Origin of the sequence: Streptomyces desertarenae (assembly GCF_042681365.1) — a bacterium.
Lineage (GTDB): Bacteria > Actinomycetota > Actinomycetes > Streptomycetales > Streptomycetaceae > Streptomyces > Streptomyces desertarenae.
The window spans coordinates 180,484-194,401 of record NZ_JBHUFU010000006.1; the positions used below are offsets into that span (position 1 = coordinate 180,484).

General features: G+C 74.9%; 12 protein-coding genes. 8 read left to right on the forward strand and 4 right to left on the reverse strand.

All coding sequences use genetic code 11. The features are described from left to right. Positions 1 to 92: 92 nt before the first annotated feature. Positions 93 to 674, reverse strand: coding sequence for a hypothetical protein (locus ACFSJS_RS12355; RefSeq protein ID WP_380899401.1), 582 nt, complete (start codon positions 672 to 674; stop codon positions 93 to 95). A gap of 206 nt (positions 675 to 880) precedes the next feature. Beyond that, entirely contained in the window at positions 881 to 1,540 is a 660-nt protein-coding gene (locus ACFSJS_RS12360) for an RDD family protein (protein WP_380899403.1), read from the reverse strand. A gap of 426 nt (positions 1,541 to 1,966) precedes the next feature. On the opposite strand from ACFSJS_RS12360, the gene ACFSJS_RS12365 reads away from it, so the two are divergent. The 4 genes from ACFSJS_RS12365 to ACFSJS_RS12380 all read left to right on the forward strand — a co-directional run bounded on the left by ACFSJS_RS12365 (position 1,967) and on the right by ACFSJS_RS12380 (position 5,375). Next, complete coding sequence (locus ACFSJS_RS12365) at positions 1,967 to 2,836, forward strand: bifunctional methylenetetrahydrofolate dehydrogenase/methenyltetrahydrofolate cyclohydrolase (protein WP_380899405.1); 870 nt, start codon at positions 1,967 to 1,969, stop codon at positions 2,834 to 2,836. Beyond that, positions 2,826 to 3,293, forward strand: coding sequence for a DUF3017 domain-containing protein (locus ACFSJS_RS12370; RefSeq protein ID WP_380899407.1), 468 nt, complete (start codon positions 2,826 to 2,828; stop codon positions 3,291 to 3,293). The genes ACFSJS_RS12365 and ACFSJS_RS12370 overlap by 11 nt, the downstream gene beginning before the upstream one ends. 351 nt (positions 3,294 to 3,644) lie before the next feature. Further along, positions 3,645 to 4,112, forward strand: coding sequence for a DUF2690 domain-containing protein (locus ACFSJS_RS12375; RefSeq protein WP_380899409.1), 468 nt, complete (start codon positions 3,645 to 3,647; stop codon positions 4,110 to 4,112). Positions 4,113 to 4,385: 273 nt separating this feature from the next. Then, positions 4,386 to 5,375 (forward strand): malate dehydrogenase, encoded by a 990-nt coding sequence (locus ACFSJS_RS12380; protein WP_380899411.1) that lies wholly within the window; start codon positions 4,386 to 4,388, stop codon positions 5,373 to 5,375. A 267-nt stretch (positions 5,376 to 5,642) separates the two neighbouring features. On the opposite strand, the gene ACFSJS_RS12385 is transcribed toward ACFSJS_RS12380, so the two are convergent. Together ACFSJS_RS12385 and ACFSJS_RS12390 are read right to left on the reverse strand one after the other, a co-directional pair. After that, complete coding sequence (locus tag ACFSJS_RS12385; RefSeq protein WP_380899413.1) at positions 5,643 to 6,242, reverse strand: dihydrofolate reductase family protein; 600 nt, start codon at positions 6,240 to 6,242, stop codon at positions 5,643 to 5,645. Further along, complete coding sequence (locus tag ACFSJS_RS12390) at positions 6,239 to 7,093, reverse strand: metalloregulator ArsR/SmtB family transcription factor (RefSeq protein ID WP_380899415.1); 855 nt, start codon at positions 7,091 to 7,093, stop codon at positions 6,239 to 6,241. The genes ACFSJS_RS12385 and ACFSJS_RS12390 overlap by 4 nt, the downstream gene beginning before the upstream one ends. Positions 7,094 to 7,536: 443 nt before the next feature. On the opposite strand from ACFSJS_RS12390, the gene ACFSJS_RS12395 reads away from it, so the two are divergent. The 4 genes from ACFSJS_RS12395 (at position 7,537) to ACFSJS_RS12410 (ending at position 13,898) form a co-directional block, all read left to right on the forward strand. Then, on the forward strand, positions 7,537 to 9,021 hold the full coding sequence (locus ACFSJS_RS12395; RefSeq protein WP_380899677.1) for an aldehyde dehydrogenase family protein: 1,485 nt from the start codon (positions 7,537 to 7,539) through the stop codon (positions 9,019 to 9,021). Positions 9,022 to 9,112: 91 nt separating this feature from the next. Then, positions 9,113 to 10,681, forward strand: coding sequence for a GMC family oxidoreductase (locus ACFSJS_RS12400; protein ID WP_380899417.1), 1,569 nt, complete (start codon positions 9,113 to 9,115; stop codon positions 10,679 to 10,681). After that, the gene (locus ACFSJS_RS12405; protein ID WP_380899419.1) at positions 10,678 to 11,808 is read left to right on the forward strand and encodes a quaternary amine ABC transporter ATP-binding protein; all 1,131 of its coding nucleotides are present in this window, start codon (positions 10,678 to 10,680) and stop codon (positions 11,806 to 11,808) included. Before ACFSJS_RS12400 ends, ACFSJS_RS12405 begins: the two co-directional genes overlap by 4 nt. Then, the gene (locus ACFSJS_RS12410) at positions 11,805 to 13,898 is read left to right on the forward strand and encodes an ABC transporter permease subunit (protein ID WP_380899421.1); all 2,094 of its coding nucleotides are present in this window, start codon (positions 11,805 to 11,807) and stop codon (positions 13,896 to 13,898) included. Before ACFSJS_RS12405 ends, ACFSJS_RS12410 begins: the two co-directional genes overlap by 4 nt. Positions 13,899 to 13,918: the final 20 nt, after the last annotated feature.

Genomic DNA, 13,918 nt, shown 5'->3' on the forward strand with positions numbered 1-13,918 from the left:
GCCGGGGGCCGCGCCCCTGCCGGAGGTGCGGCCCCCGGCGCGTCCCGGTGCGGTGCCGCGCGGGCGCCCGGGGCGGTCGCCGCCCGGTGGGCTCAGGCGTGCCGGCGGTCGAACCACGCCGCCGACTCGGCGGAGGCCAGCAGCACCACGCACACGATGCCCAGGGCGATCCACAGCAGTCCGAGCGGCAGCGCCACGATGCCGAGCAGGATCAGCAGCGCCGACCAGACGATGGCCGCGGTCCGCAGACCGCCGCCGCGGCGCGGGAACCTCACGGCGAGCGCGATGCCGGCGAGCGCGTGGAGCAGGAAGAAGGCGAACAGCGTGTAGTAGGCGCCGGTGCCGGTGCCGTCCAGATCGCCGTAGGTGTCCTCCAGGCGGTTCTTCGCCGAGGCGAAGGCGATCATGAGCAGCACCGAGAAGAGCGCCTGGATGCCGCCCGCGACGAGGAAGACCAGCCGGGCCGAGCTCACCTTGCCCGGCATCGTCCCGGGCGGCGCCTGCAAGGGCCCCGCGGGGGGCTGCCCGTACTCGCCGCCGGGCCGGTCGGGCGGAGGGCCGTACTGCCCCGGCGGCTGCCCGGGGCCCTCCGCGTAGGGGTTCTTCCGGTACGGGTCGTTCGGGCCGGTGGGGCCGGTGGGGCCGTTGCGGTCGTTCGGATCGGAGTGGCTCATGGCGGTTCCTCCGGACGCGGTCGATGCGGCGGCCGGACGCCGGGGGCCGTACCGCGGCGCGCGCGGTACGGCCCCCGGTCCCTCGCCGCTCCTGCCGACGACAAGTGCCCCGTACCGCCCGGACCATCCCCGCCCGGTGGGGCGACACACCAAGGCAGGGGACGGCCGGGCGGCGGGCGCCGCCGGGTACCGGAGGGGAGGCGGTGTCAGCGCTTGACGACGACGCTGCTGACGACCTTGTCGGCGAAGGTCTGCTTCTTGGCGTCCCACAGCGGCCACAGGTAGCCGATGTAGCAGGGCAGGCCGTCCAGGATGTGGCATAGCCGCCGCACGAAGGCCATGCCGAAGCCGAGGGGGCTGCCGTCGGCCTCCTTCAGCACGCTGATCTTCAGGGCCTTCTTGCCGGGGGTCTGCCCGGTGGTGCCCTCCTTGTAGACCAGCCACAGCATGCCGATCAGGCCGAGCACGGCGCCGATGGAGATCAGCACCCAGGCGCTGCCGGGCACCTGCATGGCCGACTCGGCGCAGGCCGTGTCACCCAGGGGGCAGTTGTCGGTGGCGTCGACGGCGGCGCCGATGATCTGCACGTAGCCGACGATCACGAGGATCATCGGGAGCAGGTTGACGATCAGGCCGTCCAGCAGCGTCGCGCCCACCCGGGCGCCCCAGCTCGCGTAGGCCGGCATGCCGCCGCCGTAGGGCTGCTGGGGGTACTGCGGGTAGGCCCCGCCGGGCTGCGGCGCCCCCTGCTGCGGGTAGCCGTAGCCGGGCTGCGGCGCTCCCTGCTGCGGGTAGCCGTAGCCGGGCTGCGGGGGCTGGGCGTACGGGTCCTGCGGCTGGCCGCCGGGCTGCTGCGGATAGCTCATGCGGGTCTTCCTCCGAGCGGAAGGGACGGGGACGGTCGGGGCCGAGTGGATGTCCCGGGGGACGTCCGGAGGACCACCGCGGCGCCCCCGCAGCTCCGCTGCGCGAGGATCGGGTCGTACATGAGCGTGCCTCCCCCGTGTGCCGTGCCCGTCGGCCCCCCGCGGGTGCGGCACCGGCGACCATGCTGGTGGGAGCGGCCGACACTGTCCAGCCGGGACCGGGGAATGTGGCGAATCCGCAACTCCGCCGGTACGGGATGCTGACCTGGGCGCGCCGGTTCCGGGACGCCGCCGCCGGGGAGCGCGCCGGTGCGCGCGCCCGCCGGGCGCTCCGGAGCGCGACACCGCGGTGACGCCGGGTGGGCGCGGGCGCACCGGTGGCCGGGCGAGTGGAGACCCGGCCCCCGCATCCGCGAGGATGGGGCCATGACCGCCCAGATTCTCGATGGCAAGGCCACCGCAGCCGCGATCAAGTCCGAACTCACCGCCCGTGTCGAGGCCCTCAGGGCCCGGGGCGTCCAGCCCGGCCTGGGCACGCTCCTGGTCGGCGACGACGTCGGCAGCCAGAAGTACGTGGCGGGCAAGCACCGCGACTGCGCCCAGGTCGGCATCGCCTCCATCCAGCGCGAGCTGCCCGGCACCGCGAGCCAGGAGGAGATCGAGGCGGTCGTCCGCGAGCTGAACGAGGATCCGGCCTGCACCGGTTACATCGTCCAGCTCCCGCTGCCGCGCGGGATCGACACCAACCGCGTCCTGGAGCTGATGGACCCGGCCAAGGACGCCGACGGGCTCCACCCGACGAACCTGGGCCGCCTGGTGCTGAACGAGCCCGCGCCGCTGCCGTGCACCCCCAACGGCATCGTCGAGCTGCTGCGCCGCCACGGCGTGGCGATCGACGGGGCGAACGTCGCGGTCGTCGGCCGCGGCATCACCGTCGGCCGCTCCATCGGCCTGCTGCTCACCCGCCGCTCGGAGAACGCGACGGTGACCCTGTGCCACACCGGCACCCGCGACATGGCCGCCCACCTGCGCGAGGCGGACATCGTGGTGGCGGCGGCCGGCTCCCCGCACCTGGTGCGGCCCGAGCACGTCCGGCCGGGCGCGGCCGTGCTGGACGTGGGCGTCAGCCGGAACGCGGAGGGCAGGATCGTCGGCGACGTGCACCCGGACGTGGCGGAGGTGGCCGGCTGGCTCTCCCCGAACCCGGGCGGCGTCGGCCCGATGACGCGGGCGATGCTGCTGGCGAACGTCGTGGAGGCGGCGGAGCGGGCCGCGGGGACGGGCCGTGCCGGCTGAGGAGGACAGGACCGGCGGAGCGCCGGACGGCCGTGCGGACGGAGGCGCCCGGAACCGCGCCGGCGGGCCCGGGCGGCGCTCCCGGCGGTTCCCGCTGATCACCCGGGACACCGCACGCCCCGAGGGCGGGGGCCGGGCGGCCCCCGGTGACGCCCCCGCCCCCGCGCGGCAGTGGCCGATGCTGTGCGTGCTGACCGCGGCGGGTGCCGGACTGCTGGTGACGCTCGCCAACTTCCGCGCGGGCATCCTGGTCGTCGGCCTGTCCGTGCTGGCCGGGGCCGTGCTGCGCTGGGCGGTGCCGTCGGTCGGGCTGCTCGCCGTGCGCTCCCGCTACACCGACGTGCTGACCTACGGCGTACTGGGCACCGCGATCGTGCTGCTGGCGATGATGGCGCAGCCGGGGCCGTGGCTGGAGGTCCCCTTCCTGGAGGACATCGTCCACTTCACGATCCGCTGACCCGCGCCGTCCGGGCCGTGCCCATATGGTGCGACAATGTGCCGCATTCACTCCCGTGCGACGGCCGGGAACCACCGCCCGGGTGCGGTCATCCCCGTGAACACGGCCGGCCGCGCGGGCGCGGAACCGGTGCGGCGCGGGAGGGGTACGGACGCATGGGCGCACGAGGGGGGAGGGCGAATGCCTCAGGGGAAGGTGCTGCCGGAGGACGAGCCGGAGCGCACGGTGGTGCTCCGGGTTCCCGCCGCAGCCGGCCGGGACGCCGCACCACGGGGTTCCGGCGGGTCCGGACGGCCGGCGGGATCTGCCGGAGCGCCGCCGGAGCCGGCGCGCCGGCATTCGCCGGGGGCGGTGCTCGCGGGTGCCGCCAGCGTGCTGGTCCTGGTGGCGGTGGGTGCCTTCGTCGTGGGCACCGACGGGAGCGGGAAGGCCGGGGACGCCGCGCCGGCGGCCTCGCCCGCGGTCCCCGGGACGCAGGGGCCGTCCGGGGGCGTGCGGTGCTCCGGTGACGACTGCACGGGGCACGACCCGGAGGCCATGGGGTGCGGCGGTCCGCACGCGAGGACCGTCGCGCAGGCCCCGGTGGACGGGGCGCACGTGGAGATCCGCTACAGCGGGGCGTGCCGGGCGGCCTGGGCCCGGGTCACGGGCGCCGCGCGGGGCGACACGCTGAGCGTCACCGCGCGGGACGCGGCGCAGGAGGAGACGGTGGGGGAGGCCGGCGAGGCCTACACCCCGATGGTCGCGGCCGCCGACCCCGCGGCGCCGTCCGCCTGCGTGGTGTCCGCGGCCGGGCCGCGGGGGTGCGTCGAGGGCTGAGGCGGAGCGCGGTCCGCCGCCGCGCTCCCTCGTCCCGTGCCACCGCGCCCCGCGCGCCCGGACCGGCGAGCGGCGGCATGGCGCAGCCGGGGCGGGGCAGACGGAGCACCGTATCCCCCCACGGGTACGGCACCGCCCTCCGGCAGCCGCCCGCGATCCCCCCGCGGGCGGCTGCCTCCGCACGCGGCCCGTCGGATAGCCTGACGCCGGGTCTCTTGATGTGGAGATACGTTGGGGACCCAGCCGCCACCGTCAGGTATTACGGAGATCGCCATGACCCGCACTCCCGTCAATGTCACCGTCACCGGCGCCGCCGGCCAGATCGGCTACGCGCTGCTGTTCCGCATCGCCTCCGGTCAGCTGCTCGGCGCGGACGTGCCGGTCGCGCTGCGCCTCCTGGAGATCCCGCAGGGGCTGAAGGCCGCCGAGGGCACCGCCATGGAGCTGGACGACTGCGCCTTCCCGCTGCTCAGCGGCATCGAGATCACCGACGACCCGAACAAGGCGTTCGACGGTGCCAACGTCGCCCTCCTCGTCGGCGCCCGCCCCCGCACCAAGGGCATGGAGCGCGGCGACCTGCTGGAGGCCAACGGCGGCATCTTCAAGCCGCAGGGCAAGGCCATCAACGACCACGCCGCGGACGACATCAAGGTCCTGGTGGTGGGCAACCCGGCCAACACCAACGCCCTGATCGCCCAGGCCGCCGCCCCGGACGTACCGGCCGAGCGCTTCACCGCCATGACCCGCCTGGACCACAACCGGGCGCTGTCGCAGCTGTCGAAGAGGACCGGCACCCCGGTGTCGGAGATCCGCAGGCTCACCATCTGGGGCAACCACTCCGCGACCCAGTACCCGGACATCTTCCACGCCGAGGTCGCGGGCAAGAACGCCGCCGAGGCCGTGAACGACGAGAAGTGGCTGGCCGAGGAGTTCATCCCGACCGTCGCCAAGCGCGGTGCCGCCATCATCGAGGCCCGCGGCGCCTCCTCGGCCGCCTCCGCCGCCAACGCCGCCGTCGACCACATCCACACCTGGGTCAACGGCACCCCGGAGGGCGACTGGACCTCCATGGGCGTCCCGTCCGACGGCTCCTACGGCGTGCCGGAGGGCCTGATCTCCTCCTTCCCGGTCACCTGCTCCGGCGGGACGTACGAGATCGTCCAGGGCCTGGAGATCAACGAGTTCTCGCGGGCCCGCATCGACGCCTCGGTGAAGGAGCTGGAGGAGGAGCGCGAGGCCGTCCGCGGCCTCGGCCTCATCTGATCCGCACCCACCCGCGGTCTTGGCCGGCGGCCCCTCGCGGGCCCGCCGGCGCGGGGCCCCCGGCCGGAGACGGCCGGGGGCCCCGCCGCGTTCCGGGCCTCCGGGCGCAAGCCGCCGGCGGCGCGGGCGGGGACGAGCCGGCGGCCTCGCGCGCGAGGACGGGCTCCCTCTCCCCACGCTGCCGCGGCGTCCGCGCGCGGGTTCGCGCGGGAGGGCCGCCCGCGGGCCGGGGCCGCTTCGCCGGCCGGGCCGCGCCGGTCGGCCGGCTCAGCGGACTCGGTCGTAGACCATGGCGATCTCGCCCAGCTCGCCGGCCTCCTGGTGGGTGAGCGCCCACGTCGAAGCCGGCAGGCCGTCGTCGAACAGCCGCTGCCCGCCTCCGGCGATCTCGGGGAAGACCATGAGGTACAGCCGGTCGAGCAGGTCCGCCGCGAGGAGCGGCTTGATGACGCTCGGGCAGCTGTTGACGAGGATGTCGCCCCCGTCGGTGGCCTTGAGTTCGGTGACGACGTCGGCGGCCGGGGCGTTCACCACGCGGGTGCGCTCCCACGGCGCTTCGGTCAGGGTGGTCGAGAAGACCACCTTCTCCGTGTCCACCAGCCACTTCGCGTATCCGCGGTCACGCGGGTCGGCGTTCTCGTCCCCGGCGACCGGCGGCCAGTACCCCAAGAACCCCTCGGCGTTGATCCGGCCGAGCAGCGCCGTCGTCGCGCCCTCCCAGATGCGGGCGAGTTGGTTCCGCGCGACCTCGGAGGTCACGTACGGCGCGAACATGCTGAAATCACCGGGCCCGCCGGGGCCGTGGTAGCGCCCGTCGAGGGAGAGGCTCAGGTTCGCGGCCACCCTGCGGCCGGTCGAGTCGGTCATGGCGTGCCCCTTGCGTCGATGCTGTCGGTGTCGTGTGCGTCCGCGGCGAGGGCCGCCGCGAGCTTGTCGAGGCTCTGGCCGAAGCCGATCTCGATGCCAGCGATGAAGTCGGCGGAGTCGACGGTGCTGTCGGTGATCCGCCAGTGGACGTCGAGGTCCGTGCCGGTCCCGGCGGGCCGCAGGTCGAGTGCGACGTGGGCGGTGAAGGCGAGGCCGCCGCCGGGAAGCCGTGGGGAGAGCCGGTAGGCGAGGCGCTCACCGGGGCGTACCTCGTCGACGACCCCCTCCGCGCGCCCGGCGACCGGGTCGGAGCCGTCGGCGTCCTCGGCGTCGCGGTACTCCTGGACGATCCGCCCGCCTTCGCGCGCCTCGAAGACGAGTTCGGAGACGCGGAGGTCGTCGGGCGTCCACCAGCGGGTGAGCAGGGCGGCCTCGGTCAGGTGGCGCCACACCAGCTCGGGGCGGCCCGTCAGCGACCGGTGGAAGCCGAACGAACGACCGTCCGCCCACCCCGGCTCCACCGCGGCGAGCCGCTCCGCGCGGAGGCCGGCCCCGTAGCGGTCGTAGGTCTCGTGCGGGCCGCCGGCCTGCTCCGCGGCGTCGGCGAGCCGGCCGAGCGCAGCCGCCAGCTCCCGCAGGGGGCCGGGCCGGAGCGCGTAGATGCGGCGCCGGCCGGTCCGCTGGGAGGTGACGACGCCGGCGCGCTCAAGGGTCTGCAGGTGCTTGGTCGTCTGCGGCTGGCGCGCCCCGGCGAGCCGGGCGAGGACTCCGACCGGGCGTGGCCGCTCGGCGAGGAGGCTCACGAGCCGCAGACGGGCCGGGTCGGCCAGTGCGGTGAGGAGTGCGTCCATGACGGCAAGTATTCCTGACAACGAATATTCTCGGCAAGGAATATTTTCTGCGCCGCCGGGCCGGGGCGGGGCCGGAGGGTCCTCCCGGCCGCCGCGGAGCGGCGGCGCCGCGACGGCCCCGCGGCGGGTTCCCGGCCCGGCCGCCCCGCCTCTCCCCGGGCGCTTCCGCGCGCCGTTCCCCGCCCCGCCGGACCGGCTGCTCCCCGTGGGCGCCCGGATGCGGCGCGTACTGCCCGGTATGCCTTCTATACCCCGACATCCCCTTACATCCATTTACATAAACGCCGAGTTGATCATGCTTTCTTGTGTGAAGCACGCCACTTGACATGGATTACAAGCATGAAATGGAAGAGACCGGGCATGGGCCGGGGTCGCTCGGCTCCGCCGGGCGGCGACAGCACCATGCGAGGAAGGCAGTACGGAACGTGTCGGCAATCGAGAGCATGCACATCGGCGGGCAGTGGCGGCCGGCCGCCGCCGGAACGACCAGGGAGATCCTCGACCCGGCCGACGCGACGGTGCTCGCGGTCGTCTCCGAGGGCGGCGTCGAGGACACCGACGCCGCCGTCGAGGCCGCCCGCCGCGCCTTCGACGCCGGCGAGTGGCCCGCCACCCCCACCGCCGAGCGGGCGGCCCTGCTGCGCCGCACCGCCGATCTCCTCCAGCGCGACCGCGAGGAGATCGCGCTGACCGAGTCCCGCGACACCGGCAAGACCCTGGAGGAGGGCCGCGTCGACGTCGACGACGTCACGGCCGCCTTCCGCTACTTCGCCGATCTGGCGGTGAACACCTCCGGCGGACGGGTGGTCGACGCGGGCAGCGCCGACGTGCACAGCGTCGTCGTCCACGAGCCGGTCGGCGTCTGCGCGCTCATCACCCCCTGGAACTACCCGCTGCTCCAGGCGAGCTGGAAGATCGCCCCGGCCCTCGCCGCGGGCAACACCTTCGTGATCAAGCCCAGCGAGATCACCCCGCTGTCCACCGTCCACTTGGTGAGGCTGCTGACCGAGGCCGGGCTCCCGGCGGGTGTGGCGAACCTCGTCACCGGCCCCGGGGACCCGGTCGGCGCCCGGATGTCCTCCCATCCGGCCGTGGACCTGGTCTCCTTCACCGGCGGTCTGGCCAGCGGGACCGCGGTGGCCGCCGCCGCGGCCCCGACGGTGAAGAAGGTCGCGCTCGAACTGGGCGGCAAGAACCCCAACGTCGTCTTCGCCGACGCCTGCGCCACCGACGAGGGCTTCGACACCGCCGTCGACCAGGCCCTCAACGCCGCCTTCGTCCACAGCGGCCAGGTCTGCTCGGCGGGCAGCCGCCTCATCGTCGAGGAGTCCGTCCGCGACCGCTTCGTCACCGAACTCGCCCGCCGCGCCCGCCGCATCCGGCTCGGCCGGGGCACCGAGCCCGGCGTCGAGTGCGGCCCGCTCGCCTCCCAGCAGCAGCTCGACAAGACCGAGGACTACGTCGCCTCCGCCGTCGCCGAGGGCGCCGTGGTGCGCTGCGGCGGGAAGCGGCCCGAGCCCTCCGACGTCCGCCCGGCCACCGGCTACTTCTACGAGCCCACCGTCCTGGACCGCTGCCGGCGCGACATGCGGGTGGTCCGCGAGGAGACCTTCGGCCCCCTCCTCACCGTGGAGACCTTCCGCACCGAGGACGAGGCCGTCGCCCTGGCCAACGACACCGAGTACGGACTGGCCGGCGCCGTCTTCTCCGCCGACACCGCCCGCGCCCGCCGCGTCGCCGCCCGGCTGCGGCACGGCACCGTGTGGATCAACGACTTCCACCCCTACCTCCCGCAGGCGGAGTGGGGCGGCTTCGGCAAGTCCGGGGTCGGACGGGAGCTCGGCCCCTCCGGCCTGGACGAGTACCGCGAGACCAAGCACGTCTACGAGAACCTGCGCCCCGCCCCCGTGCGCTGGTTCGCCGGCTGAGGCGCCCGCACCGCCTCACCACCCGACCGACACCCGTGCGCGCCCCGCACACCGGGCCGCGCACGCACCACCGACACAGGAGCAACACCCCATGCCCAGCAGCACCGCCTACGACTACGTGGTGATCGGCGGCGGCACGGCCGGTTCGGTGATCGCCTCCCGGCTCGCCGAGGACCCCGACACCACCGTCGCCGTCATCGAGGGCGGCCCCTCCGACATCGACCGGCCCGACGTGCTGACCCTGCGCCGCTGGCTCGGCCTGCTCGGCGGCGACCTCGACTACGACTACCCCACGACCGAGCAGCCACGCGGCAACTCCCACATCCGGCACAGCCGCGCCCGCGTGCTCGGCGGCTGCTCCTCCCACAACACCCTGATCTCCTTCAAGCCGCTGCCCTCGGACTGGGAGGAGTGGGAGGCCGCCGGCGCCGCCGGCTGGAACGCCATCGCCATGGAGCCCTACTTCCACCGGCTCCGCAACAACATCGTCGCCGTCGACGAGAAGGACCGGAACGCCATCGCCCGCGACTTCGTCGACGCCGCCCAGGCCGCGCTCGGCGTGCCGCGCGTGGAGGGCTTCAACGCCAAGCCGTTCCACGAGGGCGTCGGCTTCTTCGACCTGGCCTACCACCCGGAGACCAACAAGCGCTCCTCCGCCTCCGTCGCCTACCTCCACCCCCACATGGAGGCCGGTGACCGCCCCAACCTGGAGCTGTGGCTGGAGACCTGGGCGTACCGCCTGGAGTTCGGCGGCGCCGACGGCCGCCGCGTCACCGGCGTCCACGTCCGCACCGCCGACGGCGAGGAGACGCTGGTGACCGCCGCGCGCGAGGTGGTGCTGTGCGCCGGCGCCGTCGACACCCCGCGGCTGCTGCTGCACTCCGGCGTCGGACCGGCCCGAGACCTGGCGGCGCTGGGCATCCCCGTCGTCCACGACCTGCCGGGCGTCGGCGAGAACCTGCTCGACCACCCCGAGTCGGTCATCGTCTGGGAGACCGACGGGCCCATTCCGGAGAACTCGGCGATGGACTCCGACGCGGGGCTCTTCGTCCGCCGGGACCCGAACTCGCCCGGTCCGGACCTGATGTTCCACTTCTACCAGATCCCCTTCACCGACAACCCCGAGCGGCTCGGCTACGAGAAGCCCGCCCACGGCGTGTCGATGACCCCCAACATCCCCAAGCCGCGCAGCCGCGGCCGCCTCTACCTCACCAGCGCCGACCCCTCGGTCAAGCCGGCCCTGGACTTCCGGTACTTCACCGACGAGGAGGACTACGACGCCCGCACCCTCGTCGACGGCATCCGCATCGCCCGCGAGATCGCGAGGACCCAGCCGCTGGCGAACTGGCTCAAGCGCGAGGTCTGCCCCGGCCCGGACGTCACGTCCGACGAGGAGATCAGCGAGTACGCCCGCAAGGCCGCCCACACCGTCTACCACCCGGCCGGCACCTGCCGGATGGGGGCCGCCGACGACGAGACGGCCGTCGTCGATCCGTCCCTGCGCATCCGCGGCCTGGACGGCGTCCGCATCGCCGACGCCTCCGTCTTCCCCACCATCCCCGCCGTCAATCCCATGATCGGCGTGCTGATGGTCGGGGAGAAGGCCGCCGACCTGCTCCGCGACGACCAGCCCGCCACGGCCCCCGGAGGTGCCGCGTGACCACCGCTGCCAGGACCGCCCCCCGACCGCACGACGATCCGGCCCCCGCCGCGGGCGCCGACCCGGTGTTCTCCGTCCGCAACCTGTGGAAGGTCTTCGGACCCGGGGCCCACCGCGTCCCCGGCGACGCCTCCCTGAAGGGCCTGTCCGCCGCCGAGGTGCGCGAGCGGACCGGCTGCACCGCCGCCGTGCGCGACGTCTCCTTCGACGTGGCCCGCGGCGAGGTGTTCGTCGTCATGGGCCTGTCCGGCTCCGGCAAGTCCACTCTGGTGCGCTGCCTGACCCGGCTCATCGAGCCCACCGGCGGCACCCTCCACATCGACGGCGAGGACGTCCTGGCCATGGACCGGGTCCGGCTGCGCGAACTGCGCCGCCGCCGCGCCGCCATGGTCTTCCAGCACTTCGGCCTGCTGCCCCACCGCACCGTGCTCGACAACGTCGCCTACGGGCTGGAGATCCAGGGCGTGGGACGGGCCGAACGCCGCGCCCGCGCCGCCGAGATGGTCGAGAAGGTCGGCTTGTCCGGCCTCGGCGACCGCCGCCCCGGCCAGCTCTCCGGCGGCCAGCAGCAGCGCGTCGGACTGGCCCGCGCGCTCGCCGTCGACCCCGAGGTCCTGCTGTTCGACGAGCCGTTCAGCGCCCTGGACCCGCTGATCCGCCGCGACATGCAGGAGGAGGTCATCCGGCTCCACCGCGAGGAGGGCCGCACGATGGTCTTCATCACCCACGACCTGGCCGAGGCGCTGCGCATCGGCGACCGCATCGCGTTGATGCGCGACGGCGAGATCGTCCAGCTCGGCACCCCCGAGGAGATCGTGGCCGCACCGGCCGACGACTACGTGCGCGACTTCGTCCGCGACGTCCCCCGCGAGCAGGTCATCTCCGTGCGCCGCGCCATGCGCCCGGCACGGGCCGGCGAGGCCGACGGCGGCGTCCCGCTGGGCCCCGACACCGTCGTCGCCGACGCCATCGGGGCCGTGGCCCGCGGCGGCGGGCACGTCCGGGTGGTGGAGGGCGGCCGCACCCTCGGCGTCGTCGACCACGCCCGGCTGCTGGCCGTCGTCGCCGGAGTGGAGCCCGACCCCGGGAGGTCCCATACCACCGGCGGGGAGGAGGCCGCCGTATGACCACGACCATGCCCACCCCCTCCCCGTCCACCGAGAACCCGGCCGCGTCCGCCGGCACCGGCCCGGCGACGGGCGCGGCCCGGCAGAAGAAGCCCCCGGCGCCTCCGGCGCCCCCGGGCCTCCTGCGCCGCCTCCCCGCCCGGGCCGGTGAGCGGACCGCCGCGCGGAAACTGCTCGCCCTCGCCCTGATCGCCGCCGTCGCGGTCCCGGCGGCCGCCTCCCTGTGGGGCAGCGGCACCTGGCCCGCCGCCCTCACCCACGACGTCCGCCCGCCGCTGGAGGAGCTGGACGCCTGGCTGGTCGACAACCGCGACTCGCACTGGGTGTTCCTGTACTTCCTGCTCCACATCGGCAACAACTCCGTCCTCGCCGTCGACGGCGTCCTGGCCGCCCTCGAAGGACTGGGCTGGGCGGGCGTCACCGCCGCCGCCACCGCCCTGGGCTGGTACGCGGGCGGCGCGGACACCGGCCGCCGGGCCCTGCGCACCGCCGCCACCGCCCTGGGCACCTTCGCCGTCATCGGGCTGCTGGACATGTGGGAACCGGCGATGGAGACGCTGGCGCTGATGATCGTCGCGGTCGCCGCCTCCGCCGGGATCGGCGTACTGCTCGGCCTGGCCGCCGGGCTCTCCGACCGCTGCGAGAAGCTGCTGCGCCCGGCCTTCGACACCATGCAGGTGATGCCGGCGTTCGCCTACCTGCTGCCGTTCGTCCTGCTCTTCGGCATCGGCACGCCCTCGGCCCTGATCGCCACCGTCATCTACGCGGCCCCGCCCATGGCCCGGCTCACCTCGCTCGGCCTGCGCGGCGCCTCCCCGGCCGCCCTGGAGGCGTCCACCTCGCTCGGCGCGAACGCCTGGCAGCGGCTGTGGACGGCCCGGCTGCCGCTGGCCCGCCGCCGGATGCTGCTCGGCCTCAACCAGACGATCATGATGTGCCTGTCGATGGTCGTCCTGGCCTCGGTGATCGGCGCGGGCGGCCTGGGAGACGAGGTCTTCACCGGCCTGTCCCGGGTGGACGTCGGGCAGGCCCTCGTCCCCGGCGTCGCCATCGTGCTGATCGCCGTCTGGCTGGACCGCACGACCGCCGCCGCGGGCGAGCGGCTGGACGACACCGCCGCCTCCCGCCCCCCGAGCCGCACCCGCGCCCGGGCCGTCCGGGGCGGCGCCCTCGCCGCCGTCGCGGCCGCCGCCGCGGCCGGGTCGGCCGCGCTGGGCCGCGAGTGGCCGGAGACGTGGACCGTGGACGTCTCCGAACCGGTCAACACCGCCGTCGCCCGGATCACCGAGCACCTCGGCTCCGGCATCCCCGTCATCGGCGGCACCGCCGCCTGGTCGGAGAACTTCGCCCGCTGGGTGCTCAACCCGCTGCGCGACGGCCTCCAGGGCGCCCCCTGGTGGCTGCTGCTCCTGGCCGCCGCCGCCCTCGCCCTGCTGGCCGGCACCTGGCGCACCGCCGTCACCGCCACCGCCGCCCTGGCGGCGATCGGCGCGATGGGCCTGTGGAACGCCTCCCTCAACACCCTCTCGCAGGTACTCGCCGCCCTGGTGGTCACCCTGCTCCTGGGCGTCACCGTCGGCGTCCTGGCGGCCCGCGTGCCCTGGGTGGAACGGGCGATCCGCCCGGTGCTCGACGTGATGCAGACGATGCCGCAGTTCATCTACCTCATCCCGGTGGTGGCGCTGTTCAACGTCGGCCGCACCGCCGCGATCATCGCCGCGGTCGTCTACGCGCTGCCCGCCGTCGTCCGCATCACCGCCCAGGGAGTCCGGGAGACCGACCCGGCCGCGCTGGAGGCCGCCCGCTCCATGGGCGCCACCACCGGCCAGCAACTGCGCCAGGTCCAGCTCCCGCTGGCCCGCCCCGCCCTGCTGCTGGCGGTCAACCAGGGCGTCGTCCTCGTCCTCGCCATCGTCGTCATCGGCGGCCTGGTGGGCGGTGGGGCGCTCGGCTACGACGTCGTCTACGCCCTCCAGAAGAGCGAGCTGGGCATCGGCCTGACCTCCGGCGCGGCGATCGTCTGCCTCGGCGTGCTCCTGGACCGCGTCACCCAGCCCGCCGCGGCCCGCGGCCGCGGCGACCGCCGCTGAGACCCGACCGACCCCGCACC